The 22,125-nt window shown below is 60.7% G+C and carries 11 protein-coding genes and 11 pseudogenes; 9 read left to right on the top strand and 13 right to left on the bottom strand.

Features of this window, described 5'->3' with window-relative positions; translation table 11 throughout:
* Positions 1-235: 235 nt before the first annotated feature.
* Positions 236-337 (bottom strand): annotated as a pseudogene (locus tag X268_RS41005) (hypothetical protein); the annotation flags it as partial.
* A 27-nt stretch (positions 338-364) separates the two neighbouring features.
* Positions 365-1,288 (bottom strand): annotated as a pseudogene (locus tag X268_RS37325) (IS3 family transposase); the annotation flags it as partial.
* A 66-nt stretch (positions 1,289-1,354) separates the two neighbouring features.
* Between X268_RS37325 and X268_RS37320 the strand changes: the two are divergent.
* Positions 1,355-1,714, top strand: a pseudogene (locus tag X268_RS37320) (IS110 family transposase); the annotation flags it as partial.
* A gap of 331 nt (positions 1,715-2,045) precedes the next feature.
* On the opposite strand, the pseudogene X268_RS40400 reads toward X268_RS37320, so the two are convergent.
* Positions 2,046-2,603: pseudogene (locus X268_RS40400) on the bottom strand (IS110 family RNA-guided transposase); the annotation flags it as partial.
* On the opposite strand from X268_RS40400, the pseudogene X268_RS37305 reads away from it, so the two are divergent.
* Together X268_RS37305 and X268_RS37300 are read left to right on the top strand one after the other, a co-directional pair.
* Positions 2,604-3,595: pseudogene (locus X268_RS37305) on the top strand (IS21 family transposase); the annotation flags it as partial. It abuts the pseudogene before it with no gap.
* Positions 3,592-3,936, top strand: a pseudogene (locus tag X268_RS37300) (ATP-binding protein); the annotation flags it as partial. The pseudogenes X268_RS37305 and X268_RS37300, both read left to right, overlap by 4 nt.
* Positions 3,937-3,970: 34 nt before the next feature.
* Here X268_RS37300 and X268_RS40395 read toward each other — a convergent pair.
* The 3 genes and pseudogenes from X268_RS40395 to X268_RS37290 form a co-directional block, all read right to left on the bottom strand.
* Complete coding sequence (locus X268_RS40395) at positions 3,971-4,207, bottom strand: helix-turn-helix domain-containing protein (protein ID WP_232995628.1); 237 nt, start codon at positions 4,205-4,207, stop codon at positions 3,971-3,973.
* Positions 4,162-6,396, bottom strand: a pseudogene (locus X268_RS41000) (recombinase family protein). The gene X268_RS40395 and the pseudogene X268_RS41000 overlap by 46 nt, the downstream one beginning before the upstream one ends.
* Entirely contained in the window at positions 6,386-6,556 is a 171-nt protein-coding gene (locus X268_RS37290; protein WP_206733234.1) for a hypothetical protein, read from the bottom strand. Before X268_RS37290 ends, X268_RS41000 begins: the two are co-directional and overlap by 11 nt.
* 588 nt (positions 6,557-7,144) lie before the next feature.
* Here X268_RS37290 and X268_RS40995 point away from each other — a divergent pair.
* The 4 genes and pseudogenes from X268_RS40995 (at position 7,145) to X268_RS37270 (ending at position 10,059) form a co-directional block, all read left to right on the top strand.
* On the top strand, positions 7,145-7,492 hold the full coding sequence (locus tag X268_RS40995; protein ID WP_430648436.1) for a transposase: 348 nt from the start codon (positions 7,145-7,147) through the stop codon (positions 7,490-7,492).
* The gene (gene tnpB / locus X268_RS37280; protein WP_128929788.1) at positions 7,489-7,842 is read left to right on the top strand and encodes an IS66 family insertion sequence element accessory protein TnpB; all 354 of its coding nucleotides are present in this window, start codon (positions 7,489-7,491) and stop codon (positions 7,840-7,842) included. Before X268_RS40995 ends, tnpB begins: the two co-directional genes overlap by 4 nt.
* Before the next feature lie 49 nt (positions 7,843-7,891).
* Positions 7,892-9,441 (top strand): annotated as a pseudogene (tnpC, locus tag X268_RS37275) (IS66 family transposase).
* 42 nt (positions 9,442-9,483) lie between these two features.
* Entirely contained in the window at positions 9,484-10,059 is a 576-nt protein-coding gene (locus X268_RS37270) for a YecA/YgfB family protein (RefSeq protein WP_128929787.1), read from the top strand.
* A 34-nt stretch (positions 10,060-10,093) separates the two neighbouring features.
* Here X268_RS37270 and X268_RS37265 read toward each other — a convergent pair.
* Both X268_RS37265 and X268_RS37255 read right to left on the bottom strand, forming a co-directional pair.
* Positions 10,094-10,959 (bottom strand): annotated as a pseudogene (locus X268_RS37265) (IS66 family transposase); the annotation flags it as partial.
* Between the two features lie 883 nt (positions 10,960-11,842).
* Positions 11,843-13,355 (bottom strand): annotated as a pseudogene (locus tag X268_RS37255) (ISNCY family transposase).
* A 623-nt stretch (positions 13,356-13,978) separates the two neighbouring features.
* Between X268_RS37255 and X268_RS40385 the strand changes: the two are divergent.
* A complete protein-coding gene (locus tag X268_RS40385) occupies positions 13,979-14,443 on the top strand; it encodes a group II intron maturase-specific domain-containing protein (RefSeq protein ID WP_232995625.1) in 465 nt (154 codons plus the stop codon).
* Between the two features lie 288 nt (positions 14,444-14,731).
* On the opposite strand, the pseudogene X268_RS39775 reads toward X268_RS40385, so the two are convergent.
* From X268_RS39775 to X268_RS37240, 3 genes and pseudogenes are all read right to left on the bottom strand, one after another.
* A pseudogene (locus tag X268_RS39775) lies at positions 14,732-14,918 on the bottom strand (IS66 family transposase zinc-finger binding domain-containing protein); the annotation flags it as partial.
* 495 nt (positions 14,919-15,413) lie between these two features.
* A complete protein-coding gene (locus X268_RS37245; protein WP_128929856.1) occupies positions 15,414-16,814 on the bottom strand; it encodes an aminotransferase in 1,401 nt (466 codons plus the stop codon).
* 9 nt (positions 16,815-16,823) lie between these two features.
* Entirely contained in the window at positions 16,824-18,338 is a 1,515-nt protein-coding gene (locus tag X268_RS37240) for an NAD-dependent succinate-semialdehyde dehydrogenase (protein ID WP_128929855.1), read from the bottom strand.
* A gap of 158 nt (positions 18,339-18,496) precedes the next feature.
* Here X268_RS37240 and X268_RS37235 point away from each other — a divergent pair, with 158 nt between their 5' ends.
* Positions 18,497-18,973, top strand: a complete 477-nt coding sequence (locus tag X268_RS37235; RefSeq protein ID WP_128929854.1) for an Lrp/AsnC family transcriptional regulator — start codon at positions 18,497-18,499, stop codon at positions 18,971-18,973.
* 254 nt (positions 18,974-19,227) lie between these two features.
* Here X268_RS37235 and ald read toward each other — a convergent pair whose 3' ends face one another.
* Together ald and X268_RS37225 are read right to left on the bottom strand one after the other, a co-directional pair.
* The gene (gene ald, locus X268_RS37230) at positions 19,228-20,340 is read right to left on the bottom strand and encodes an alanine dehydrogenase (RefSeq protein ID WP_128929853.1); all 1,113 of its coding nucleotides are present in this window, start codon (positions 20,338-20,340) and stop codon (positions 19,228-19,230) included.
* A gap of 869 nt (positions 20,341-21,209) precedes the next feature.
* A complete protein-coding gene (locus X268_RS37225; protein WP_232995624.1) occupies positions 21,210-21,977 on the bottom strand; it encodes a M24 family metallopeptidase in 768 nt (255 codons plus the stop codon).
* Positions 21,978-22,125: the final 148 nt, after the last annotated feature.

Genomic DNA, 22,125 nt, shown 5'->3' with positions numbered 1-22,125 from the left:
CCCAGGCGGCTTGGCGCGCCTGCCGGAACAGCAAGCTATGCGAGGCACTGATTGCGCAGCAGAAGTTGCAGATCGCCAAGCTAAAGCGTCAGATCTGACGCCACCGGGGACGAGCTGGCGGCGGAAGAGGCTGTGGCAAACCGACGACGGTGCGCGGATTTACCCGCAAGCGCAGTTGGCGCTGACGTTCGAAGAGCTGGAAGTCGTGAGCCACCCCATGCCGGCGCGCGACGCCGCAGACCGTCTCGCCGGCCTGCAAACGTCTCCTCGACAGACGGACCTTCTCGTCGTAACTCCATCGCCGCCGACGCTCGGCACCCAACACATTGACCTGCATCCGCACGTGCTGACCTTGCCCCAAGTTTTATCCAGCCCTGAGTTCGCCCCGGTCGTTGGATTTGCCCAGTTGGGGGAGCGACGGGAGCTGGCGCAGAGCCTTCGGCATAACGCACAGCGCCAGATCCCGTCGCGGATGGCAGGTGTCGGCGAACTCGGACGGCGTTTTCCATCCGAGCTGAGAGTGTGGTCGTGCGTCGTTGTAGTGGGCCCGCCCGCATCCGAGCGCGACGAGGGCCTGCGCCAGTGACGTGAACAGCGTCTCGTTGAGCAGTTCGTCCCGCAGCCGGCCATTGAAGCGCTCGATGAACGCATTCTGCATGGGCTTGCCCGGCGCGATGTAATGCCAACCGACGGGGCTTTGATCGGCCCATGTCAGGATGGCGTTGCTGGTGAGCTCGGTGCCGTTGTCGCTGACCACCATCCTGGGCTCGCCGCGCTCGAACATCAGCCGGTCCAGTTCCCGCGCCACGCGGATGCCGGAGAGCGAGGTATCGGCGACTAGCGCCAAGCACTCGCGGGTGCAGTCATCGACCACGGTGAGGACGCTGAAGCGGCGGCCGCAGGTCAGCTGATCCGACACGAAGTCGAGCAACCAGCGATCGTTGCGGGCCATCGGCACCGTCATTGGCGCCCGGGTCCCAAGGGCGGCCCGCTTGCGGCCGCCGCGGCGGCGTACCGCAAGCCTCTCTTCCCCGGAACAGCTTCTTGTGGTTTGACCAGGTAGCCCTCCCGGTTGAGCAGCACGTGCAGGCGCCGACAAACAAAAACGACGGCGTTCGTGGGCGATCGCCCGCATGCGCTGCCGTAGGACGGCATCGTCCGCCCGGATTGTCAGATATCTGATGGTCATGCGGCAGCAGCCGATGGCTTTACACGCCCGCCGTTCGCTCATCCCGTGGGCAACCATGAGATACGCGACAGCTTTCCGCTTGCCCGCGGGCGTCACCATTAATGGGATGGACCGCCCCGTCCTCCTCCCTCATCATAGGAAGGGCAGACTAAAGAGGAGAGTATCATGGCCGATCGCAATTTGCCGCGACCCGCGGCTGTCTATGGAATCGACATTGGCAAGAACCTATTCCACGTCGTTGGCCTGAGCTGCGACGGCACACCTGTTCAGAAATTTCGCTTTCGAGGGGACACCCTTCTTCAGTTCTTTGCGCGCGCACAACCAAGCATAGTTGGCATGGAATCCTGCGTCGGTCCACAGTGGCTCGCCCGGAAGATACAGGCACTTGGTCACAAGGTGCGCCTGATCCCCGTGCAATTCGTGAAGCCCTACGTGAAGTCAAACAAGAACGATATCATCGACGCCGAGGCGATCGCTGAGGCCGCTACGCGACCGACAATGCGCTTCGTTGCCGTGAAGGAGGAGGACCAAGTGGATCTTCAAGCGCGTTTCCTTCGTCATTCAAACGCGCGGCAACTCGAGATTGAATATTCCGGCACCCTGACGCAAAGGTACACCGTACTCGAGGCAGAAAGCCCGCGTCTGATTGATCAGGCGTGTCCTCGAGCCGACCATCTGGCACGGATTCGCGATGCAGCGCTTCCAGTTGCATAAATGTATCCGGCCTCTCGCGAGTGGACTGCTGTTGCAGCCACGCCATGATGAGATCCGCGCACGCCGTTCCCAATAAATAGTTCGGGCAGGAAGCCCGCTTTTTTGCACAGGGCTTACGGCATGTTGATCCACTGTTTCGTCATCACTGTTCCCGAGCCTTGCAATCGAAGCCAGAAGCGTCAGGCAAGGCAGGATCTCTGCGTTCGTAGAGTGCTCCGGGCTTGTTCAAGACCACCCACACAATGCGGGCCATCTTGGCGGCTAGAGCGACAACGGCCTTGTTCGGATGCATCCGAGCCTGGAGCCCGTCGAGCCAGCTTCCTAGGCGATCGCGCGTCCGGTCCAAATGCCGGAAGCAGGATCGCGCGCCCTGCACCAAAAGCTTTCTCAGATAACGGTTGCCGCGTTTGCTGACGCCAAGCAACGTCTGTTTTCCGCCGCTCGAGTATTGCCTGGGCACTAACCCCAGCCAGGCAGCAAGGTCGCGGGCCTTGCGAAACTGCAGCCCATCACCGATCGCGGCAAGTACGGCGGTCGCACCCAATGCGCCGATACCAGGAATTGTCATCAGCCGGCGGGTGACGTCCTCTCGATCGGCAACCGCTTCGATCTCCTGTGTCAATTCGCGGATCCGTTCTTCGAGGCGGCGGAGATCGGCGAAGCGAGCGCCCACCAGGCGACGCATCACTGGCGACAAATCGGCGCACCGCTGGATCATCGTCTCTATCACGTCCGTTTGGCCTATTGCGGGTTCGAGCACGCCCACGTCGTGCTTGGCGGTGAGAGCTTCGTTGCCTTGGCCGAAGGCCTGCAGAATGCCCTCTGGTCGCTCGGTGGGGCGCCGCGGGAGCATCGGACCGACAGTCTGTCGGCCGCATTCCGCAATCTCGATTGCCATGCTCGGGATGATCTGACGCAGCGATACGAGGCCCTTTGTGCCCATTACGGCATGGGGCATTCCCGCAACAATCGAGGCGTTGCTCACGAGAATGATTCGATCGAAGGGGCCCACGGTCATCTCAAGCGAGCAATCGCGGACGCCTTGCTGCTGCGCGGAACTGTCGACTTCGACGATCTTGCCACCTATCGCGGCTTCATCGACGAGATCGTCAGCCGCCGCAATGCCCGCAACGCCAAGCGGATCGATAGCGAGCGCGTGGTGTTGCAGGAGCTGCCCGATCGGCGCACCTCCGACTACGAAGAGGTGATCGTCCGCGTGACATCGTCCGGCGGCTTCACCCTGCGCAAGGTGTTCTACACGGTGCCATCGCGCCTGATCGGTCACCGGCTGCGGGTGCGCCTTTACGATGATCGTCTCGAGATTATCGGCACGTGATCCATTCCCTGCGGCGCAAGCCGATGGCGCTTCTCAATCTGGTCTACCGAGATCGGCTGTTCCCGCGCGATGCCTATTGGAAGACCTTCGATCGGTTGCGCGAACGCTTGCCGGACAAAAAAGCCTGCCGGATCATGGTCGATCTCCTCGCGCTCGCTCATGAACGCGGCTGCGAGACCGAACTCGCCGATCAGCTCACCGCCGACCTCGAGGCCGGCCGACTGCCTGAACCTAACCGGCTGCGCGCTCACTTCGCTCCTGACCCGCCCACCTGCCGAACGTCGTGGTGCAGCTCGCACCCCCTTGCCACCTACGAATGCCTCATCGGTACTGCCGAGATCGGAGGTGCCGCATGAGCGTAGCCAATACCGTTGATACCGCGCGCCTCAATCTGTTGCTCAACGAGCTCCGCCTCCCGGCCATCAAGGTGCTGTGGGCGCAATTTGCCGAGCAGTCCGACAAGGAAGGTTGGCCAGCGGCCCGCTTCCTCGCCACCATTGCCGAGCACGAGATCGCCGAACGCGGTCGCCGGCTCACCGAGCGCCATCTCGTCGAGGCGCGGCTGTCTGCTGGGAAGACCTTCGGCGGCTTCGACTTCGAGGCCGTGCCGATGATCTCCAAGGCGCAGGTGATGGCGCTCGCCGCCGGTGACAGCTGGTTGGGTAAGGGTGCCAATTTGCTCCTGTTCGGGCCGCCCGAGTCCGATTCATACTGCCCACCTCGTTATGCCATTATAGTTCAAGCTCTCTTTGGCGGAGATCGCCAGACGACGGGCGCCGGAAGCGCCGCGCCTGCGCGGCGTTCCTGACCTCGGGGTGCTCCAGATCAGGCGCCTTGATCACCCAGGGTGCGCCCTTGCACAGCTGGTGCGCGGGCAAGCTTCGCTCCGCGATCAGACGGCGAACCGTCGATGGGCTGACCGTCAACGCAGCGGCGGCTTCATCCAGAGTAATTTCTCCTCTCTCCATGCGTTCGCCTTCCCGGTAGGGTGCGATAGCTTGCTGGTTGCGCAAGTGACGAACGCGGGCGCGGGTCCAGCTGTTACCGTGCCCCGTCGACTTGCCGCTCGGTCGAGGACCGCCGCGATCGTGCCGTCGGGCATCTGGCGTGCCAGAACACGCAGGAGATCGATGACATCTGCGGATGTGCTCCAGCGGTGTTGGCCCGTGCGGTTCTTTCTGGTCTCTAGCGCTGTGTGATCGCCGCCCTGCCAGTGGATCACAAGCTCAATTGCCGCATCGCCGACGCATACAACGATTTCGTGGATTAAGGTTCGGATGATCCCCTTGCGCGTGGCAGGCGTCGCCCCAGGACTGTTCCAGGCCCGCTCCAAATCGGAGCCAAGCGCAAGCAGCCGCTCGCGATCCGCCTCGCTCAGAGGACTCTCCGGCTTGGCCAACAGTGCACCGCGCTCTTCCTCGAGCGCGCGGACGGCCAGCAGACGTTCATTCCAACGTCGCTCCAGCTCGCCGGCGACCAGGCGATTGTCGGGATCGACAGCCTCATATCGCCGACGAGCCCGAGTGGCCTCATAGCGCGCTTGCTCACGCTTGGGCAGGCGTATCTCGCTGTGAACGCCGCCAACCCAGTGGACGACGAGGACGATCTCGGAGGCCGCATCATCGATATCGGCTACGACCTCATGGATGAGGGTGCGCACAATGCGCTTCTTGAGGCGAGCATCCGTCGTCGGCGCATCCCAGACCGTTCTGAGGTTCGAGGCCAGAACGCCGAGCGAGGCTGGATCAGCAATGGGGGCAGGCATCGCCGCATTATGCGTGGCGATTTTGCCCTCGACCTCCGCTGCGTGAGCGAGCGTCCTGTTCCAGCGCGCTCCAAGCTCGCCCGCCACCAGCCGGCTCGCGGGGTCAGCGGCATCGTATTGCCGGAAAAGCCTGGTCGGCGGCATAGCGCGCCGCTTCGAGATCGCGACTGAGAGCATCGCGCACCTGATCGCGCCGTTCCCCTGGCTTCCTTGGCGGCAGCGGTTGCGGCGGCGATAGCGCCCGGACCGATGACGCCAAGCAGTGCTTCCTCGATTGCATCATCGACGGGCAGTCCGCCGAAGCCGATGCAGTGAGGGCCGCCATTGTCCATCCAGGCGCGGCTACAGCTATAGCGCGGGATATGGTGGTTCATGCCGGAGTACCGGAGTGTGAGCTTGCGACCGCAGCGCTTGCACCGGATCAGACCGGCCAGCAGCGCGTCACCATGCTTGGGCGCGCCGTGATGCCGACCGGTGGGAGCGTTGCTGCTGACCATGGTGCGGATCGCCTCGAACCTCTCCCAGCTCACATACCCGTCGTGGGTGTTGGGCTTCAGCGCCAGCCATTCGCTCCGCGCCTGCGGCGGATCTTCACGCTCACACCCACGGCGCTGTATCCCGCCGCGACAGCCGTCTTACCATAGGCATAGGCGCCGCCGTAGACCGGGTTCTCAATGATCCGGTGGATGGCGGAGTAGCTCGGTCGCCGCCAGGCCGTTGCGCCGTTGGTCCGCTTCACCGGCAGATCGAGATTGTACTCGTGGAGCCAGCAGAACGGTCGCGCGCTGCCGAGTTCCTCGACCTTGTCGAACACCAGCTTGATCGCTCCTGGACACGCCGATCCGGATCTTTCTCATAACGGTCGCCGGCCTTCACGAAGCCGACGGGCGCTGCCACAACCAACTCGCCCCGGCGCGCCTTCTCGTAGCGGGCCGAGAGCGAGCGCTGGCGCAACAGATCCAGCTCGTACTCGTTGAGGCTGCCCTTGAGCCCGAGCAACAGGCGATCGTTACCGTGCCTTGGCGCGTAGATCGTCTCCTGATCGATCAGAACGGTATCGACCACGCGGCACATCTCGATGAGTTGCTGCCAATCCCGTCTGTTGCGAGCGAAGCGCGAGACTTCGCGGGCGCAAACCGCACCAACTTTACCGAGGCAAACCTCCGCTACCATCCGCTCGAAGCCGGCGCGTTGTACGCCGCCGGCGGCTGAGCGACCGAGATCATCATCGATCACTTCAACCTCTGACCATCCGAGTGCCGTCAGTCGGTCCCGCATGGCGTATTGCAACGCGCCGCTCTCGCGATTGTGTAGCACCTGATGTGCTGAGGATTGACGCACGTAAAGTATCCCCTTCTCCAGATGATGAGGCCTGACCTTGTCAGAGATCATGACCGACCTCCTTCGCGCGCGGCGTCGCTGTCGTCGCGGCATGGTCGAGGATCAACTGCGTCATCAGACTCGTAAGGGCCGCCTGCGCTTCCGCCGGAAGCTCCGACCATGTGGGCGCACCGGTGGCGCCGCTCGACAGGCCGCTCCCGAACAGATCCATCTGCTGCGGCCGCGGTTGTTGATTGTGTCGGTATCCGCTCCCTGGCATTGCCGTCTGGCGTGACATGAGTCGCTCCCCGATTCTGACCGTGAGAGCCTCTGGATGCGCCAGAAAGCAGGGCAGCTGATGGCGTTCGATCCTTCAACGCCAGATCGAGAAGCGCAGAAAGCGCCGCAAGCGCATCGATGCTGACAAACGGTTGAGCTGTCAAAAGCTCGGCGTCAGGGCATGCCGTCCGGTCGAACATCCCTGCTGGCACTTCCAGCCAACGATCTCCTTGCGATCCGTCCAAGGTGCAGCGAAAAACAACATCAAAGCCTTGTCGACGGCTCCATGAACGCAAACTCGGCGCCCAAACCATGGATGATGCCGATAAAGAACCTCGCGAAGAACGGTCCTGTGGCCGTTCTCAAACGTTGTTGTACAACGAACACCGCGGACACTCGGCCATCGGCTATATCAGCTCGGTCGAGATGGAGCGCAAGGTGGGATTAGCTTAACGGGGTGTCCATCAAACCGGCAGCACGCTCAGTGATCACCGGGGAGCGCCGACGGCGTCGGTGGACTAGCGAGGAGAAGGCCCGGATCGTGGCAGAGAGCTTTGAGGAGGGTGCGAACATCTCCGAGGTTGCGCGGCGCAATGGCGTTTCGCGCGGGCTGCTTACGGTGTGGCGCCGCCAAGTTGCGGCGGCGGTGGGGGGCAAGGCACCGAACTTCGTGCCAATCCCAATTGGTCCGGGGATCGATCGCGGGACAGCGGGCGAGCATGAACGTATTTCCGGGCTACAGACGAGGCCTTTGGAGATCGCCGCGCCGCCGGCCAAGGTTTGCGGAGTTGTCGAGATCGAGGTGAACGGGGCGCGCATCCGGGTCGAGCCGGGCGTTGAGCTGGCGACGCTGTCGACCGTGCTGGCGGCGCTTCGGGGTATCCGGTGATTGCGCTACGCTCTGACCTCAAGGTGGTGCTGGCGACACAGCCGGTCGATTTCCGCAAGTCGGTGCATACACTGTCGGCACTGGTGAGCGAAGCGCTGCGTGCGAATCCGTATTGTGGTGACGTCTTCGTGTTCCGCAGCAAACGCACGGACAGAGTGAAGCTTCTGGCGTGGGACGGCAGCGGCATGGTGCTGGTGACGAAGTGGTTGCACCAGGGGCACTTCACCTGGTCGCTGATCCGCGAAGGCGTGGTGCATCTCAGTGCGACACAGCTCGCAATGCTGCTCGACGGACTCGAGTGGACGCGCGTCTCGGCCAAGCTCGTGAAGCAGCCGGCAATTGTCGGCTGAGAGGAGAGGATTTCGCTGGAGCCTGCGCGCGCGGAGGTATGGTCCATTTATGGCGATACGCCCCGGGACGTTTCCGACTGATCCAGCCGCTCTAACGGAGATGGTGCTCGCGCTCGACGCCAGAACGAGAAGCTGCGTGTTGCGGTGCAGACGCTCAAGGAGATGATCTTCGGGAAGCGCTCGGAACGCCTTGCCACGCTCGTGGCCGAACAGCTTGCGCTTGAGCTTGACGATCTTGAGACCAGTGTCACGCCGCCTGCAGCTGCCAACGACGATGCACCTGCGGTGAAGCCGTCCGATAAGCTACGTAAGAAGGCGCGCCGCAACATCGGCGCGTTGCCCAAGCATCTGCCGCGCTGTGAGCAGGTCCTGGAGCCGGAGGTGACGGCCTGCCCGTGCTGCCAGGGCCAGCCTCACAAGATCGGCGAGGACGTCAGCGAGGTGTTGAACGTGATCCCGGCGCTCCTGCGCGTGCTGCGCACGATCCGTCCCAAATACGGCTGCCGCGGCTGCACCGATGGCGCGGTCCAGCCAAAGTGCTGCCGCGCCTGATTGAGGGCGGTATGGCCTCGACGGCCCTCGTGAGCCATATGGTGGTCTCGAAGTTCGCCTGGTATTTGCCGCTGTACCGGTAAGTTCAGATCCTGGCCGGCCACGGCATCCATCTTGACCGCGCGACACTCGCGGTTGGGTCAAACGTACCGCCTTGTGGCTCAGGAGCCTTTATGAGCTGTAGCTGCGGATCATTCAGGCTGCGCCGCGCGTGTTCTGCGACGAGACGCCGATGCCGGTGCTTGATCCAGGACGACATCGTCCCCGCATCTGCCAGTTCTGGGCGCATGCTATGGATCACCGGCCATGGGGTGGCCCCTCGCCGCCGGCGGTTACCTACGTATTCGCCGACGGCCGCGGCACCGAGGAGATCGCCGGACAGTTGACGGGCTTTTGCGGCGTTCTGCAGGTGGACGGTTATGCCGCCTACAAGGCCGTGGCCCGCCGTCATGGCGGCGCGATCCAGCTCGCCTTTTGTCTCGTCCATGCTCGACGCAAATTCGTCGAGGTGTACAAGTCCACGCAGTCGCCATTCGCGCGCGACGTGATTGAACGGCTGCAGGCGGTCTATGCGATCGAGGCAGAGATCCGCGGCAGCAGTGCGGAGCAGCGGCTGGCCGCCCGCCGCACCAGGAGCGCCCCGTTGATGGTGGCGCTCAATGCGCTACTGATTGAGATGAGCTGTTTTCCCAATCGAAGCTGACAGAGGCGATCAACTATGCGCTCAATCACTGGGACGGACTGACGCTGCTTCTCAGCGATGGCCGCGTCGAGGTCGATTCCAACACGGTCGAGCGTTCCATGCGCCCGATTGCCATGGGAAGACGCAACTCCTTGTTCAGCGGGAGCGAAGGCGGTGCCGAGAGCTGGGCCATCCTCGCGTCGCTCATGAACACCGCAAAGCTCCATGAGCTCGATCCGCAAGCCTATCTGACCGACGTGCTGGAGCGCATTGTCTCCGGTGGAACCAAGAGCCATCAACTGCGCGAACTGCTCGCCTGGCACTGGAAGGCGGCGCGCCAGCGCACCGCACAGGCCGCGGCATGAGCCCGGTCGTCATAAAGCAGCGTCGTCAATGACGCAGCCGAGATGCCACTCGAGGAGCTCGAGCGATGGCTGCAGGCTAGGGTCGATCAGCATCCTGACGCCACCAATCTCCCCATGCTCGACGGCTACGTCGCCGCAATCGTGGCCGGACCGGTGTCGATGAGCCCACTCGACTGGATCTGCCCGCTGCTCGCCATCGATGCCGATGCCTTCAACCACGGCGGCACCCCGGAGTTTGCAGCCATATCGGCTGTCGTCCTGCGTCACAACGACATCAGCAACACCCTCTCGACCGCACCCGACAGGTTCGCGCCGATGCACCGGCGTAAACCCAGTGGAGACGTCGATCCGCGACCATGGTGCCAAGGCTTCTACGCCGCGATGCGGCTCAAGCTATTGGCGTGGGCACCGTTGCTGGACATCGGCAACGTCAATCACGGCCTACTTCTACCTATCCTGCTGCACTGTCGCGACGATCAGGGCCGACCGCTGCTTGGACCGCCACGAAGCGGCCGCGAGACCAAGAAACTTCTGCGTAACGCCCACGCCGATATTCCCACGGCGGTCGAAGCCTTGCGGCAATACTGGATGCCGATCCGCTACGCCCGCGCTCACTGATCACTGCGGTCGTGGGAGCTCATGCCGGTTACAGTTAGTCGGCTTGGCGCGGGAGCTTCCATTCCCAGGCAGCAGTTCGCGCAGACGCGAAGCGGGAAGATCGGCGATCCGGGCGAGGACGTCGGAGAGCCGGGCTTTGGGATCGACATCGTTAAGACGACAGGTGGTGATCATCGTCAGCATGATGGCGGCGCGTTCGGCGCCGCGCAGGCTGCCGGCGAAGGTCCAATTGCGCCTTCCCAAGGCGATGCCGCGCAACGCTCTTTTGGCGGCGTTGTTGCTGAGGCAGATCCTGCCATCGTCGAGGAAGCGGGCAAAGTCGGCTCAGCGCCTGGCATGTAATTCGTGGGCTTCAGGACCTCGGAGGAGCGCGAGAGGGTTTCTCGCTCGCGCAGCAGCCAGGCGTGCATGTCGTCGAGCAGCGGCTTAGCGCGATCGGGGAGCTGGTTTACCCTTGCTGCCTACCCTGGCGTTCTTCTCGATATCGGCCAACTCGAAGAAGCCCCGCCGCGCATGCGCGAAGCAGAATGCCGGCGTGATCGGCATCGCTTTCCTTTGCGGGTCGAACAACGGCTCGAAGCCGCTATAGCAATCGGCTTGCAGGATGCCGGCGAAGGCGGCCAGATGCCTCTGGGGATGCTGGCCTCGCCGGTCGGGTGAGGCGTAATAGACCGCAGCCGGCGGCGCCGGCCCACCGAAGGGCCGGTCATCCCGCCCATAACTCCAGCTCCGGCGGGTCGTGCACTTGCCCTTCGCCAGGACGCGGATGGTGGTGTCGTCGCCATGAAGGCGCTCGACTGCGAGTACATGACGCTCGATCAGCTGGAAGAGCGGCATGATGGCGAAGGTTCCGTGGCCGACCTGGTCAGCGAGCGTCGACAATGGCAGGTCGATCCTCTCGCACTTGGTTGAGCGGGATATGCATGCCGAACTGTGCGTCCAGCGAAGGCTGGCATGTTCAGCAGGAGTAAGTCCTGCCGGGGAAAAAGTTAGCTCCCCGTAGTGTGGGTAGCAGAGGAGATAGAAATAGAACCTTTGAAGCCTATCGACAAAACTCCCTTGGGGAGACCACGAGTCATCGGGCCGTATCAAAAGAGAACGCGTTGTGGCCTCGAAAATGCTGAAAACCGAAAGTCGAGCCTGCAGTTTAGGGGCGAAGGCAGCATGATCCATCGAATGCTAACTGACACGACGGGTCATTTCGGCGGGGTGAAAGCGACAGCACGGTGACAAGGACATGCCGAGCAACTGGAGAAGCCTTCATCCCGGAGAGAAATCGCCGGAAGAAGGTAGGTCGTATAACCGGAGATCCCGGGAAATCGACCGAAGATGAGAAGGTGGCGGCCGGGACTGGAGTAGCGATGAAGCGGAGTAACTCCCGTGGAGCAAAGGGTCCCTGCCATTTGTGATGTCTCTAACGTAAGGAAGGCAAGGACGAGATGATAAAGGCGTCCATCGATTTGCAAGACCTGAGGCGGAGACTATACGTCAAGGCGAAGGCTGAACCGTCCTGGCGTTTCTGGGGTCTATACGTCCACGTGTGCAAGATGGAGACCCTGCGCGCAGCGTATGAGATGGCGAAAGAAAACGACGGCGCACCGGGAATAGACGGGGTGCGCGGCGGCGATCAGGGTGAGACTCCGTATTGCCTCACCTATCGATGCTCCCGAGTGCGATCGGTTGCCTCATTTATTTTGCTCCCGGCTTGGGTTGAGGAGGAGGCCGGGTGCGGAGATGGCCGGGGTTTCGGAGCGCCCGGCCTCCTCCGCTGGCGTCTGCCACATCATTGGGTTGTTGTGACCTCATGCCCCAGCAGCGTTTCCTCCGTAGGAACGAACAACAACGCGTTCGCTTGCTCGCTGCGCCAGGATTTAAGCCTACGCTGAAGCGTTCGAAGAAGCTTGTTCGGATAGGCTCCAGGATATTCCGCCTGCAACCGGAGAGCAGTTCGCTACCAGTCCGCCAAGGCTCGGCTTCAAACCATTTTCGCAAATCTAGCGTTGCCCGGATGAGCGGGTCGGGACGCCGCCGGCCTCTTTTCGCTTTCACGATTGGCCGATCCGTCGGTCGCATAGCTCCGTCTTTCCAGGCGGTTCGTAGGCTTGCCAGGAAGAGATCGATCGGTTGCGATGCCGCAGCAGGATGGGCGATTGGCTGCGTATCAGCGAGCGCCGCGAGGCGTTCCTGCGCGCCGCGGATGTCGCGCAACAACGCGACCGGGTCGAGAGCGGCATAGATTTCTTGGAGATGGTGACGAATCGCATCGGGCGTGCGGGCGTCGGCGGCCAAGCGCTGGTGTGGCGTTGCCGGTGCGCTGTATGTCTTACGCACACGAGCACCGTCGCGCTGCTTGGCCATCAGTTTGAATGAGGGTTGGAAGAAGTTCACGAACAGCCGCGCCGATCGATAGAGTTCAGCCAGCAGCTTGGCCGCTTCCAGGCCCTCGAGCCGACGATAGCCGACCATCCTGCGCACGACGGCACCGTTCTTCTGCTCGACGAACGCCTGGTCGTTCTTCCGGTAGGGCCGGCAACGCGTGAAGACGATGTTGGCCGCATCGCAGTAGGCTTTCAGCGTCTCATTCATGAACACCGTATCATTGTCCGTATCGAGGCCGACAGCGCAAAAGGCAATTGTTTGCGCAATTCCGTCAACACCGTGCTCAACAGTGTTTGTTCGCGCACGATCAGAGGAGCGCACTCCGTCCAGCCGGTAGCAATGTCGGTGAGCACGAGGGTCTGGATGAAGCTGCCGCGCGCCGATAGACCGCTATGCGCTACAAGGTCAGCCTCGACGAACCCCGGCGCCGGATCGTTCCAATCTGCCGACGTCCGTATTGGAATACTGCGACGCAACGAGTGCGTCGCGTGCCGTCGGCGCTTGCGACCTAATCCTTCTCGGACCCGTGCCAACGCGCGGTCGATCGTCGCAGCACTCATTGCCAAAAGTTTGTCGCGGATCTCGGGAGCAAGGTCGAGGTGGCCGTGCCGTTCCATCGCTTCAATCAGCGCAGGCATTAACGCCTTCAGCCGCTTCCCGCAGATCCGGTCTGACGCCTCCCAAAGCAGCAAGAGCGCGTTGTGTTCCGCCTCATTATAGATCCGACGTCGCGCCCGTCGGCCTGCGCTTACGTCTTCCTGGCCTCGAAGTAGACGCATCGCATGTTTGCGATGGAATCCGGTGATGTCGACGAACTCGTCTAATATCCGCGCCTTCTTCGCACGATCCGAACGCCGATAGCGCGCGCCCGCCGCCGCCGTCAGTTCCTTCCGCGTTGCCATGCTCAGCCACCCCATCTGCGCCCCCGCTTGTTCCCGATCCAGGGGAGCAATTTACGTGAGGCAACGGCTCAGCATCCGGTAACAATTAAGGCGAGGCAATGCGCGCTCTCATCCTGATTGTCGCGCTATAACGGGGTGACGTTCGAAGCCATCGAAGCGCGAGGCGTGGAGTCTCTGCTCGAGCAATTACGAGACGAACTGATCGAGCGCACTTATAAGCCACTTCCATCAAGGAAGCGGGAAATACCGAAGGACGGGGGCTCCAAGGTCCGCGTTCTGTCGATTCCGGCTATCCGCGACAGAGAGGTACAGGGGCGCTCAAGCTCATACTCGAACCTGTATTCGAGGCGGATTTCCAACCGGGATCGTTCCCAAGCGGACAACACATGAAGCGATCAAGCGAGTTGCTAAAGCAATAGCTGAGCGGAAGACGCGGGTTCTCGATCTTGATTTGCGGGCCTACTTCGACAACGTCCGGCATGATCGGATTCTGGAGAAGGTAGCCCTGCGGGTTGATGATGGGGACGTCATGCATCTTCTGCGGCTTGTGCTGAAAGCTTCTGGCAAGAAAGGCGTTCCGCAAGGCGGCGTAATTTTCACCCTTGCTCAGTAACCTCTACCTCAATGAGGTGGACAAGATGCTGGAGCGAGCACGTGAAGTTACACGTCGCGGCAAGTACACCAATATCGAATATGCACGTTTTGCTGACGATATGGTTGTCTTGATCTATGCCCACCAGCGACATGACTGGCTGCTCGGCGCTATAAACAAGCGCTTGCGGGAGGAGTTCGCCAAGTTACAGGTTGAGGTGAATGATGAGAAGAGTCGCATAGTTGACCTGGCCCGAGGCGAGAGCTTCGGCTTCCTGGGAATCGACTTCCGCTATCTCCGCAGTCTGCGCGGAGTGATGCGGCCGTATTACACGCCCAAGCTCAAAAAGCGGACGGCGCTTCTGCGGGGGCTCAAGGAAGTGTTTGGCAGCTATCGGTCGCAACCGATTAGTCGGGTGATAAGCCTGATCAATCCAAAGCTCCGAGGATGGGTAAACTACTTCCGGATAGGCGATTCCAGTAAATGCTTCCCTACATCAGAGACTGGGTAGAGAGGAAGGTCAGACGCCATCTGGCGAAGGCACGGAAACAAAAGGGCTTCGGCTGGAAGCAGTGGAGTAACTCGTGGCTGTACGACACCTTGAAGCTGTTCAACGGCTACCGGGCGAGTGCCGCCGAAGTAAAAGCTGCTCCAACATGATAGGTCCATAAGCCTTGTCATGAAGCAAATGGGAGCGCGTAGTGCGGGAAATCTGCATGCTGCGTGCGATGTGGCGGGGGCTGGAAACGTGCATGACCGGGAAAACTGGTTAAGCGGCGCGCCAGTCCTCGACCCCACTGTCGAACAGGATCGTCGCCAGCAATTGCGGACCGATGAAGCCGCGCGGCGTGGCATGGAACGGTGCCGGCGGCTGGCTGATCTTCTCGCAATCGCGGCAAGTGAACTTCTCTCGCACGGTCTCGATGACCTTGAACCGGCGCGGGATCTCCCAACGTCTCGGTCACATCCTCGCCCAGTGCTGCAACAAGCCGTTCCTTCTCATCCTGCGACCACCGGCGCCGCCGCTCGGCCGATGTGATCACCTCCGCCCCTCGAAATCGGCATAGTGCTTCTCCCAGGATTACCCGTAGGACCTGCAGCGTTCGCGTCCGTCAAACAAGACGGCCCGCAACGGAGGAATACCACAGAGTCACCTGCTCTCCTTCTTCAGATGAACTGAAGGGCCACCGCCGCCAGAGGTGCGATAAATGGCTTGCGCCCAGTCGAAGGGCGAGAAGATCTCTCCGCTCGCGTTTGCCAGCACCTTCCGCACCACCATTGGGTCGTTAGGGCGCGCGACCTGCCCCATTCGGACGTAGTTCCTAGGATTGACAAAGTCCGTGTAACTGGGCATTTGCCGCGGCGGCCCGGTGCTACTTGAGTTAGCTCAGAACGGATCGGGTCGCCTCACGGTGAGGATGACCTTCACTCATGAAGCGCGCCCGATGTGCGACACGTGCCGGGCGTGGAATGCGGAGTTTCTAAACGCTTGCGGGCTCCCTGGCGAGTTCGTCAATGACTTGCCTGGTTGCCTGATAGGCAAGCTCGACAATCTCATCAATCTCGCCTTCCGAGACGACAAGAGGCGGAGCAAAACCCAGAATATCGCCATGCGGCATTGCCCGAGCAATAAGTCCCCGCTCGCGAGCAGCCTTCGAGATGCGGGCGCCGACTTTGAGCTGGGCGTCGAACCGTCGCTTCGTGTGACGGTCCGCGACAAACTCGATAGCGCCGAGCAAGCCGACGCCGCGAACTTCGCCAGCGATCTCCAATTGAGCGAACCTTTCCTTAAGCCGCTTTTGAAAGTGCGCGCCGACCACCCTGGCGCGATTGCTGAGCTGCTCCTTTTCAACGATATCGAGCACTGCGTTGGCGGCGGCGGCAGCGATCGGATGACCCGAGTAGGTGTAACCGTGTGAGAATGCGCCAACGCGATCGGCGGCCCCCTCCATAACAGAGTAAACCTTCTCCCCCACGATGGCTGCCGAGAGCGGCATGTAGCCCGAGGTGAGCCCCTTGGCGACCGTTACGAGATCCGGCTCCATCCCGTATAGAGTACTGCCAAAGTCGGCCCCGGTTCGCCCGAATCCACAGATCACCTCATCGGCGATGAGAAGAACGTCATACCGCCTGAGTACGGCCTGAATCTCCCGCCAATACCCGCTGGGCGGCGGTGTGATGCCTCCGGTACCAAGGACAGGCTCGGCAATAAACGCGCCGACCGTTTCCGCGCCCTCCCGCACAATTAGCTCTTCGAGTTCGGCCGCACGCCGACGAGAAAAGGCCTCCTCCGATTCCCCGTGCTCAGCGCCCCAATAATGGTGGGGAGTGCCTGTGTGCAGAATACCCGGAAACGGAAGGTCCATTTGATCGTGATAGAACGACATTCCCGTCATTGATCCAGAAATGACCGAGCACCCGTGATAACCGCGCTCGCGAGAGATGATCTTCTTCTTCTTCGGCTGACCACGCAGATTGTTGTAATACCAGACGAGCTTGGCCTGAGTTTCGTTGGCATCCGATCCGGAAAGTCCGTAGAAGACTTTGCTGGCGTTTCCCGGTGCCATTTGCACGAGGCGATGCGAAAGCTTTGCGAGCTCTTCGGTCGTGTGAGCAGCGTACGTGTGGTAATATGCGAGCTGATAGGCCTGCCTTGCGATGGCCTCGGCAACTTCGGTACGCCCATAGCCGATATTGACACAGTAGAGACCGGCAAAGCCATCGATGTATGTTCGGCCCTCCGCATCCCGAATGGATATCCCTTTACCACCTGTGACGATTGTGGGATCGCCAAGCTTGCCGCTCGCGAAATCCTTCAGCTGCGTGAAGGGATGCAGAACACTGGAACGATCTCGCTCAGCGATGGTCTTGATATCAATCATATAGTTCTCCTATGCCGCCAAATCGCCGAAACAGACGTATTTGTGTTCCATGTACTCTGCTAAACCGTGCTTCGACCCTTCTCGTCCGAGTCCGGACTGCTTCCAGCCTCCGAACGGAATGGGCGGTCCAGTAAAGGAAGCTGTATTGATTCCGAGCATGCCGCACTCGATCTGCTCAGAAAGGCGGAGCGCCCGGCGAAGGTTGTTTGTGTAGATGTATCCAGCCAGCCCCATTTCGCTGGCGTTCGCCCTGGATACAACCTCCGCCTCAGAATCGAACGGGAGCACGGCAGCAACCGGCCCGAAGGTTTCTTCATGCGTGATCAGCATGTGGTCGGTGACATCGCTGAGCAACGTCGGAGGAACGAAGTTTGCACCCAAACTTGCGCCCTTGTCGGCGCAAAACACCCGCGCCCCCTTTTTTGCGGCGTCGTCGATGTGGGCCCTGCATTTGTTGGCAACCGACAGCTTTGTCATCGGCCCTATATCAGTTGTCGTTTCCAGGCCGTGCCCGACTCTGAGCTGAGAAATAGGGGTGGCAAACGCCTCGACGAAGGCGCGGTAGATCTTTCTATGCACGTAGATGCGATTGGCGGCGAGACAGTCCTGGCCCGAAGTGGTGAACTTTGCGTCCATCGCTCCCTTAACCGCCTTGTCGACATCGACGTCGTCAAAGATGATGCACGGAGCGTGGCCCCCCAGCTCAAGCGACACTTTCTTCACGGTTTGTGCCGCCTCTGCCAGAAGCAGGCGCCCAACTTCGGTAGAACCAGTAAACGAAAGAGCTCGCACCCTCGTATCGCGCAACAGTGGTTTCGAAAGCTCGATTGAATCACCGACAAGCACCTGAAATACGCCACGCGGAATACCAGCTTCTTCGGCCAACCTAGCCAGGGCAAGGGCCGACAATGGCGTCTCGGGAGCCGGCTTCACGACGATCGGGCAGCCCGCGGCAAGAGCAGCTCCCGCCTTTCTCGTGATCATCGCGATTGGAAAATTCCATGGCGTGATCGCCGCCGCAACACCGATTGGCTGCATTCGCACATGAAGCAGGCTTCCCGCTTTGTGACTCGGAATGGTCTCGCCATAGGTGCGCTCGCCTTCAGCGGCAAACCATTCCAGAAAGCCCGCGCCATATGTGATCTCGTAGCGTGCCTCCGCCAGAGGCTTTCCTTGCTCGCTGGTCATAAGAACGGCGAGATCCTCTGAATGGCCGCGGATCAGGGACGCCCAAGATTTGAGGATCACTCCTCGCTCGGTGGGCAGCAGACGCCTCCATGCAACAAACGACTTCTCTGCTGCTCCGATTGCCAGCTCCATGTCGGCCGCCGAGCAACGGGCAGCTTCCGCGATTTCCTCCCCCGTCGCGGGGTCGACAACCGCGTCCTTCTGCCCGCCGTCCGTCCACTTGCCGTCGATGAACGCTGCCCCCGCTAAAAAGTCTCGTCGTCTGAGAGTTCGAAGGTGCCGCATAGCGAGGCCACCCCACTCCGGGCGTCTGTGCCGAAAGCCTTGAACACCCATTTTGAAACTCCCGCGCCGTCACTTATTGAAATTGCTGGAGTAATCAGGATACTAGTGACGCAAACAGATTTGCGTCGCATTTTCGGTGCGCGGGATGAATTCCTGCAAAGCATTGATGCCTTGCGACGAAACGCAGCTTAGGGCTGGAGACAACCGCTATGCGTTACGATCGGATAGATGCACGCATCCTGGAGATCGTGCAAAAAAACAATCGCCTCACGTCCGAGGTCATTGGCGAAATGGCGGGGCTTTCCCCCACGGCGTGTCAGAGAAGGTTGAAGAGGCTCCGTTCGGAAGGAATCATTGAGTCGGATGTGTCCATCGTCTCGGCAAGAGCAGTGGGAAGGCCGATTCAGATGCTTGTCCTCGTGAATCTCGAGCGGGAGCGCTCCGATATCATCGACAAATTCAAGAAGGCCATCAAAACGTCGAGTGAAGTCGTAAATGGCTTCTATGTCACGGGCGATGCAGACTTCGTTCTGTACATAACGGCTCGCACGATGGAGGACTACGAGCTTTTCACCAGACGCTTCTTTTACGAGAACCCCGATATTAAGGGGTTCAAAACCATGGTCATCATGGACCGCGTAAAATCGGGGTTTGCAGTTCCAATCGAAATGCCACCGGACAGATAAGCGATCTTTGATCGCGACGTCCCGACGGTCCAGCTGTTTTGAGCACTCGTGAAAGAATGAGAACCATACCGAAAGCTCTGACAATTCTGACTTCTCACAATCCTCTTCAACCCAAAACAGGCCTAACGAACTCGCCCCAGTGGGCTTGGTCGAATTACGTGCCAGAATGGTGCTTGAAAGCAAAAAAAGGAGGGGCCACTCCAAGGGTGGCCCCTTCAAGTTAGGGAGGAAACGCCCCTAGGGGGCCTGGGAGATCAGGCCGCAGCCTGTTCGATCGGTGAAAATGGTAGGCCGAGACTCTCTGCCACTGCCTTGTAGGTCAACCGGCCCCGATAGACGTTCAGGCCAGCGCGCAAGTGCGGATTTTCAAGCACGGCCGCAAAGCCCTTGTTTGCCAAAGCCAAGCCAAAAGGCAAAGTTGCGTTGTTGAGGGCCTGACTTGAGGTAAGCGGGACTGCACCGGGCATGTTGGCAACGCAATAGTGGATCACGCCGTCGACTTCGTAGGTTGGATCAGCATGGGTGGTGGCACGCGACGTCTCAAAGCAACCGCCTTGATCGATCGCGACGTCAACGACCACAGAGCCTTGCTTCATCGAGCTCAGCATCTTGCGCGACACCAGCTTCGGTGCACTGGCTCCTGGGACGAGCACGGCGCCAATAACGACGTCTGCGGCAGAGACTTCCTCTTCAACGCTGTCGATGGTCGAGTACCTGGTGCGGACGCGGCCCTCGAATAGCTCGTCCAGTTCGCGAAGGCGGTTGATCGAACGGTCGATGACGGTGACTTCCGCACCCAAACCGGCTGCCATTCGGGCGGCATGCGTACCGACGACACCGCCACCGATGACAACGATACGAGCGGGCTGAACGCCAGGCACGCCGCCGATCAATAACCCCCGCCCGCCGCTGTACCGTTTTAGGGCCGCGCCGGCAGCCTCGATCGTGAGCCGGCCCGCGACTTCGCTCATTGGCGCAAGCAACGGCAAGCCCCCGTTCGAGTCGGTGACGGTTTCATAGGCGATCGCTGTGCAACCCGATTTCAGCAGTCCTTTTGCCTGCTCCGGATCGGGCGCCAGATGCAGATAGGTGAAGAGGATCTGATTCTCTCGGAGCTGGACCCATTCGGACGGCTGCGGCTCCTTGACCTTGACTACCATCTCGCTCGATGCAAACACCTCCCGAGCAGCCGCGGCGATTGTTGCACCGGCCTTCCGGTATTCCTCGTCGCTTGCCCCGATGCCAGCGCCGGCATTGGCCTCCACCAATACTTGGTGGCCGGCAGCCACATATTCCCGGACAGCTCCAGGGGTCAGGCCCACGCGATATTCGTGTGTTTTGATTTCCTTGGGAACACCGACTTGCATCTTGCAATCTCCGCTTTTGCTGAACCACTTCTAATCGGAACCACGCGGTGAAATTGAGAAGGGACCGGCGAACGACGCAGAAATTCAGCAACCTCGGCGTTCTTGCGCACAATTCCAGCAGAGTGCGCGAGATGGTGATGGTTTGCTATTCCTGGCGCCGCAATCGGCACAGTGGCAGCCGACACATCGATCCAAAGGAAGTTTCGCACAGCGATTTTCACGTATTTAACGGCCTTCGGTTCCTCCACGGGGCTCTGGGCGAAACATCCCCTCTGTCCCGCTCCACGCAAAAGCTGCATGAATCCCGGCGGATATTTATGGCGGAACAGTTGCCCAGCAACGCGCGCATGCCGCCAGGGCTCGCCGATCGAATGGCAACGATACGCTCAGAGATTGTGAGCATCATGGAGCGGCTGTCAATGATCGCTCGAAAGCGGCCTTTCCGATTGTGACGATCGCGTCCACCTTCGGTCTTGGTGATGACGAGCGCAGGCGCGAGCCCGGGATATTGCGATGGACTACGGCTCGGCGCAATCAGCACCGCGACCGGGCCACCTATCTGCGGACGCCTAGTGTTGAAAACCGGTGTCCTCGTGCAAGAAGGCGAGTGCTGCGAGCGAGAGTGGCCCATTGTTCTCCTTTGAGAGACCTTAACGCACTAGCGGCAGGCCTGGAATCGCTGAGGCCGCAGCGGATTGCGCGTCAGAGTTCGAATAGCTCGCGCGGCAACTTCGTGAATGGTTCACCTGCAACGTCGGTATGCGGAAGGTTTCGCTGATCACATAACCACGTCTTCATCGATCCAGTTTTCAAGCATGAGGTGAAATGTCGTATTCGGCTTGAGGACCGTGTTATCGCCGTCCTTCAAGCTAGCTGTAGGTTCCGTCCAATCTATCGCGACGGCGTAGCCGCACCGAGACTCCTTCACCAAGCCATCGCGTTTTCAAGTTGGAGTTGAAAGCTATGGCGACGTCGCTGCAGGTCCTGCCGGGTTTGGCGGCGGCAAGTGCAGCTTCCAACCTGGCAACGTTCCCTTCATGCAACCGGCGTATGTGATCCGACGGCTTACCGATCGCGACATCGTGCGCATCAGCGGAGAGGTCTAGCCATGACGCCCGCCGCTGAACTCGAAATTGCTCTGCGAGCCCGTCTGGAAGACGTCTTCGGTCCAGCGAATGTGACACGTGGAGATGCGTGCGCAGCGCAAAGAAGAGGCCCGCAAAATCCGTGCTGGGCTTGCCGTTAGCGCTGCGCACCAATGTTGCAATGACCTCGGCGGATTCATTGGCCTCGCGCGCGCCTGAGCGGATAACGTCTCTCGCTTTGAGCATGCCGGCGTCGGAAATAGCGGTAGCTTCCCGCATCATCGCGAATTCCGAGTCCGATTTCACGCCGCGGATCCGGGTCACGGCGTTAGTGCAGTAGACGATGTTCGCGCCTGTCGAGCGAGATTTGAACTTCTTAACTGTCAGCGGGCAAGAGCCGTTCTTCCAGACCGGTCCATTTGCGGCCGACGCCATCGTCCAAGATGAAGTCGATGGTCTCCTCCCGTTCGGGGTAGCGATGAGCGCCTCCGAATAACCAGTGACACGACTGCGATCGACAAACATCTGATGGATCGCCGCCGGCCAGACCATTCTGCGCGTCAGGAAGGTCGGCTACTCATCCGTTAAAGTCACGACCAGCCCCCGCGGAACATAGCCCGACCTCGAAGTGTATCCGGAGAGATATATGATGTTAGCCGGAGCCGTGACCACCGCTTCGACCTTCGCCGCTCTATCTCCG

Source organism: Bradyrhizobium guangxiense (genome assembly GCF_004114915.1).
GTDB lineage: Bacteria > Pseudomonadota > Alphaproteobacteria > Rhizobiales > Xanthobacteraceae > Bradyrhizobium > Bradyrhizobium guangxiense.
Note: the sequence above shows the minus strand (reverse complement) of the source record. Positions and strands in the feature narration are given on the sequence as shown.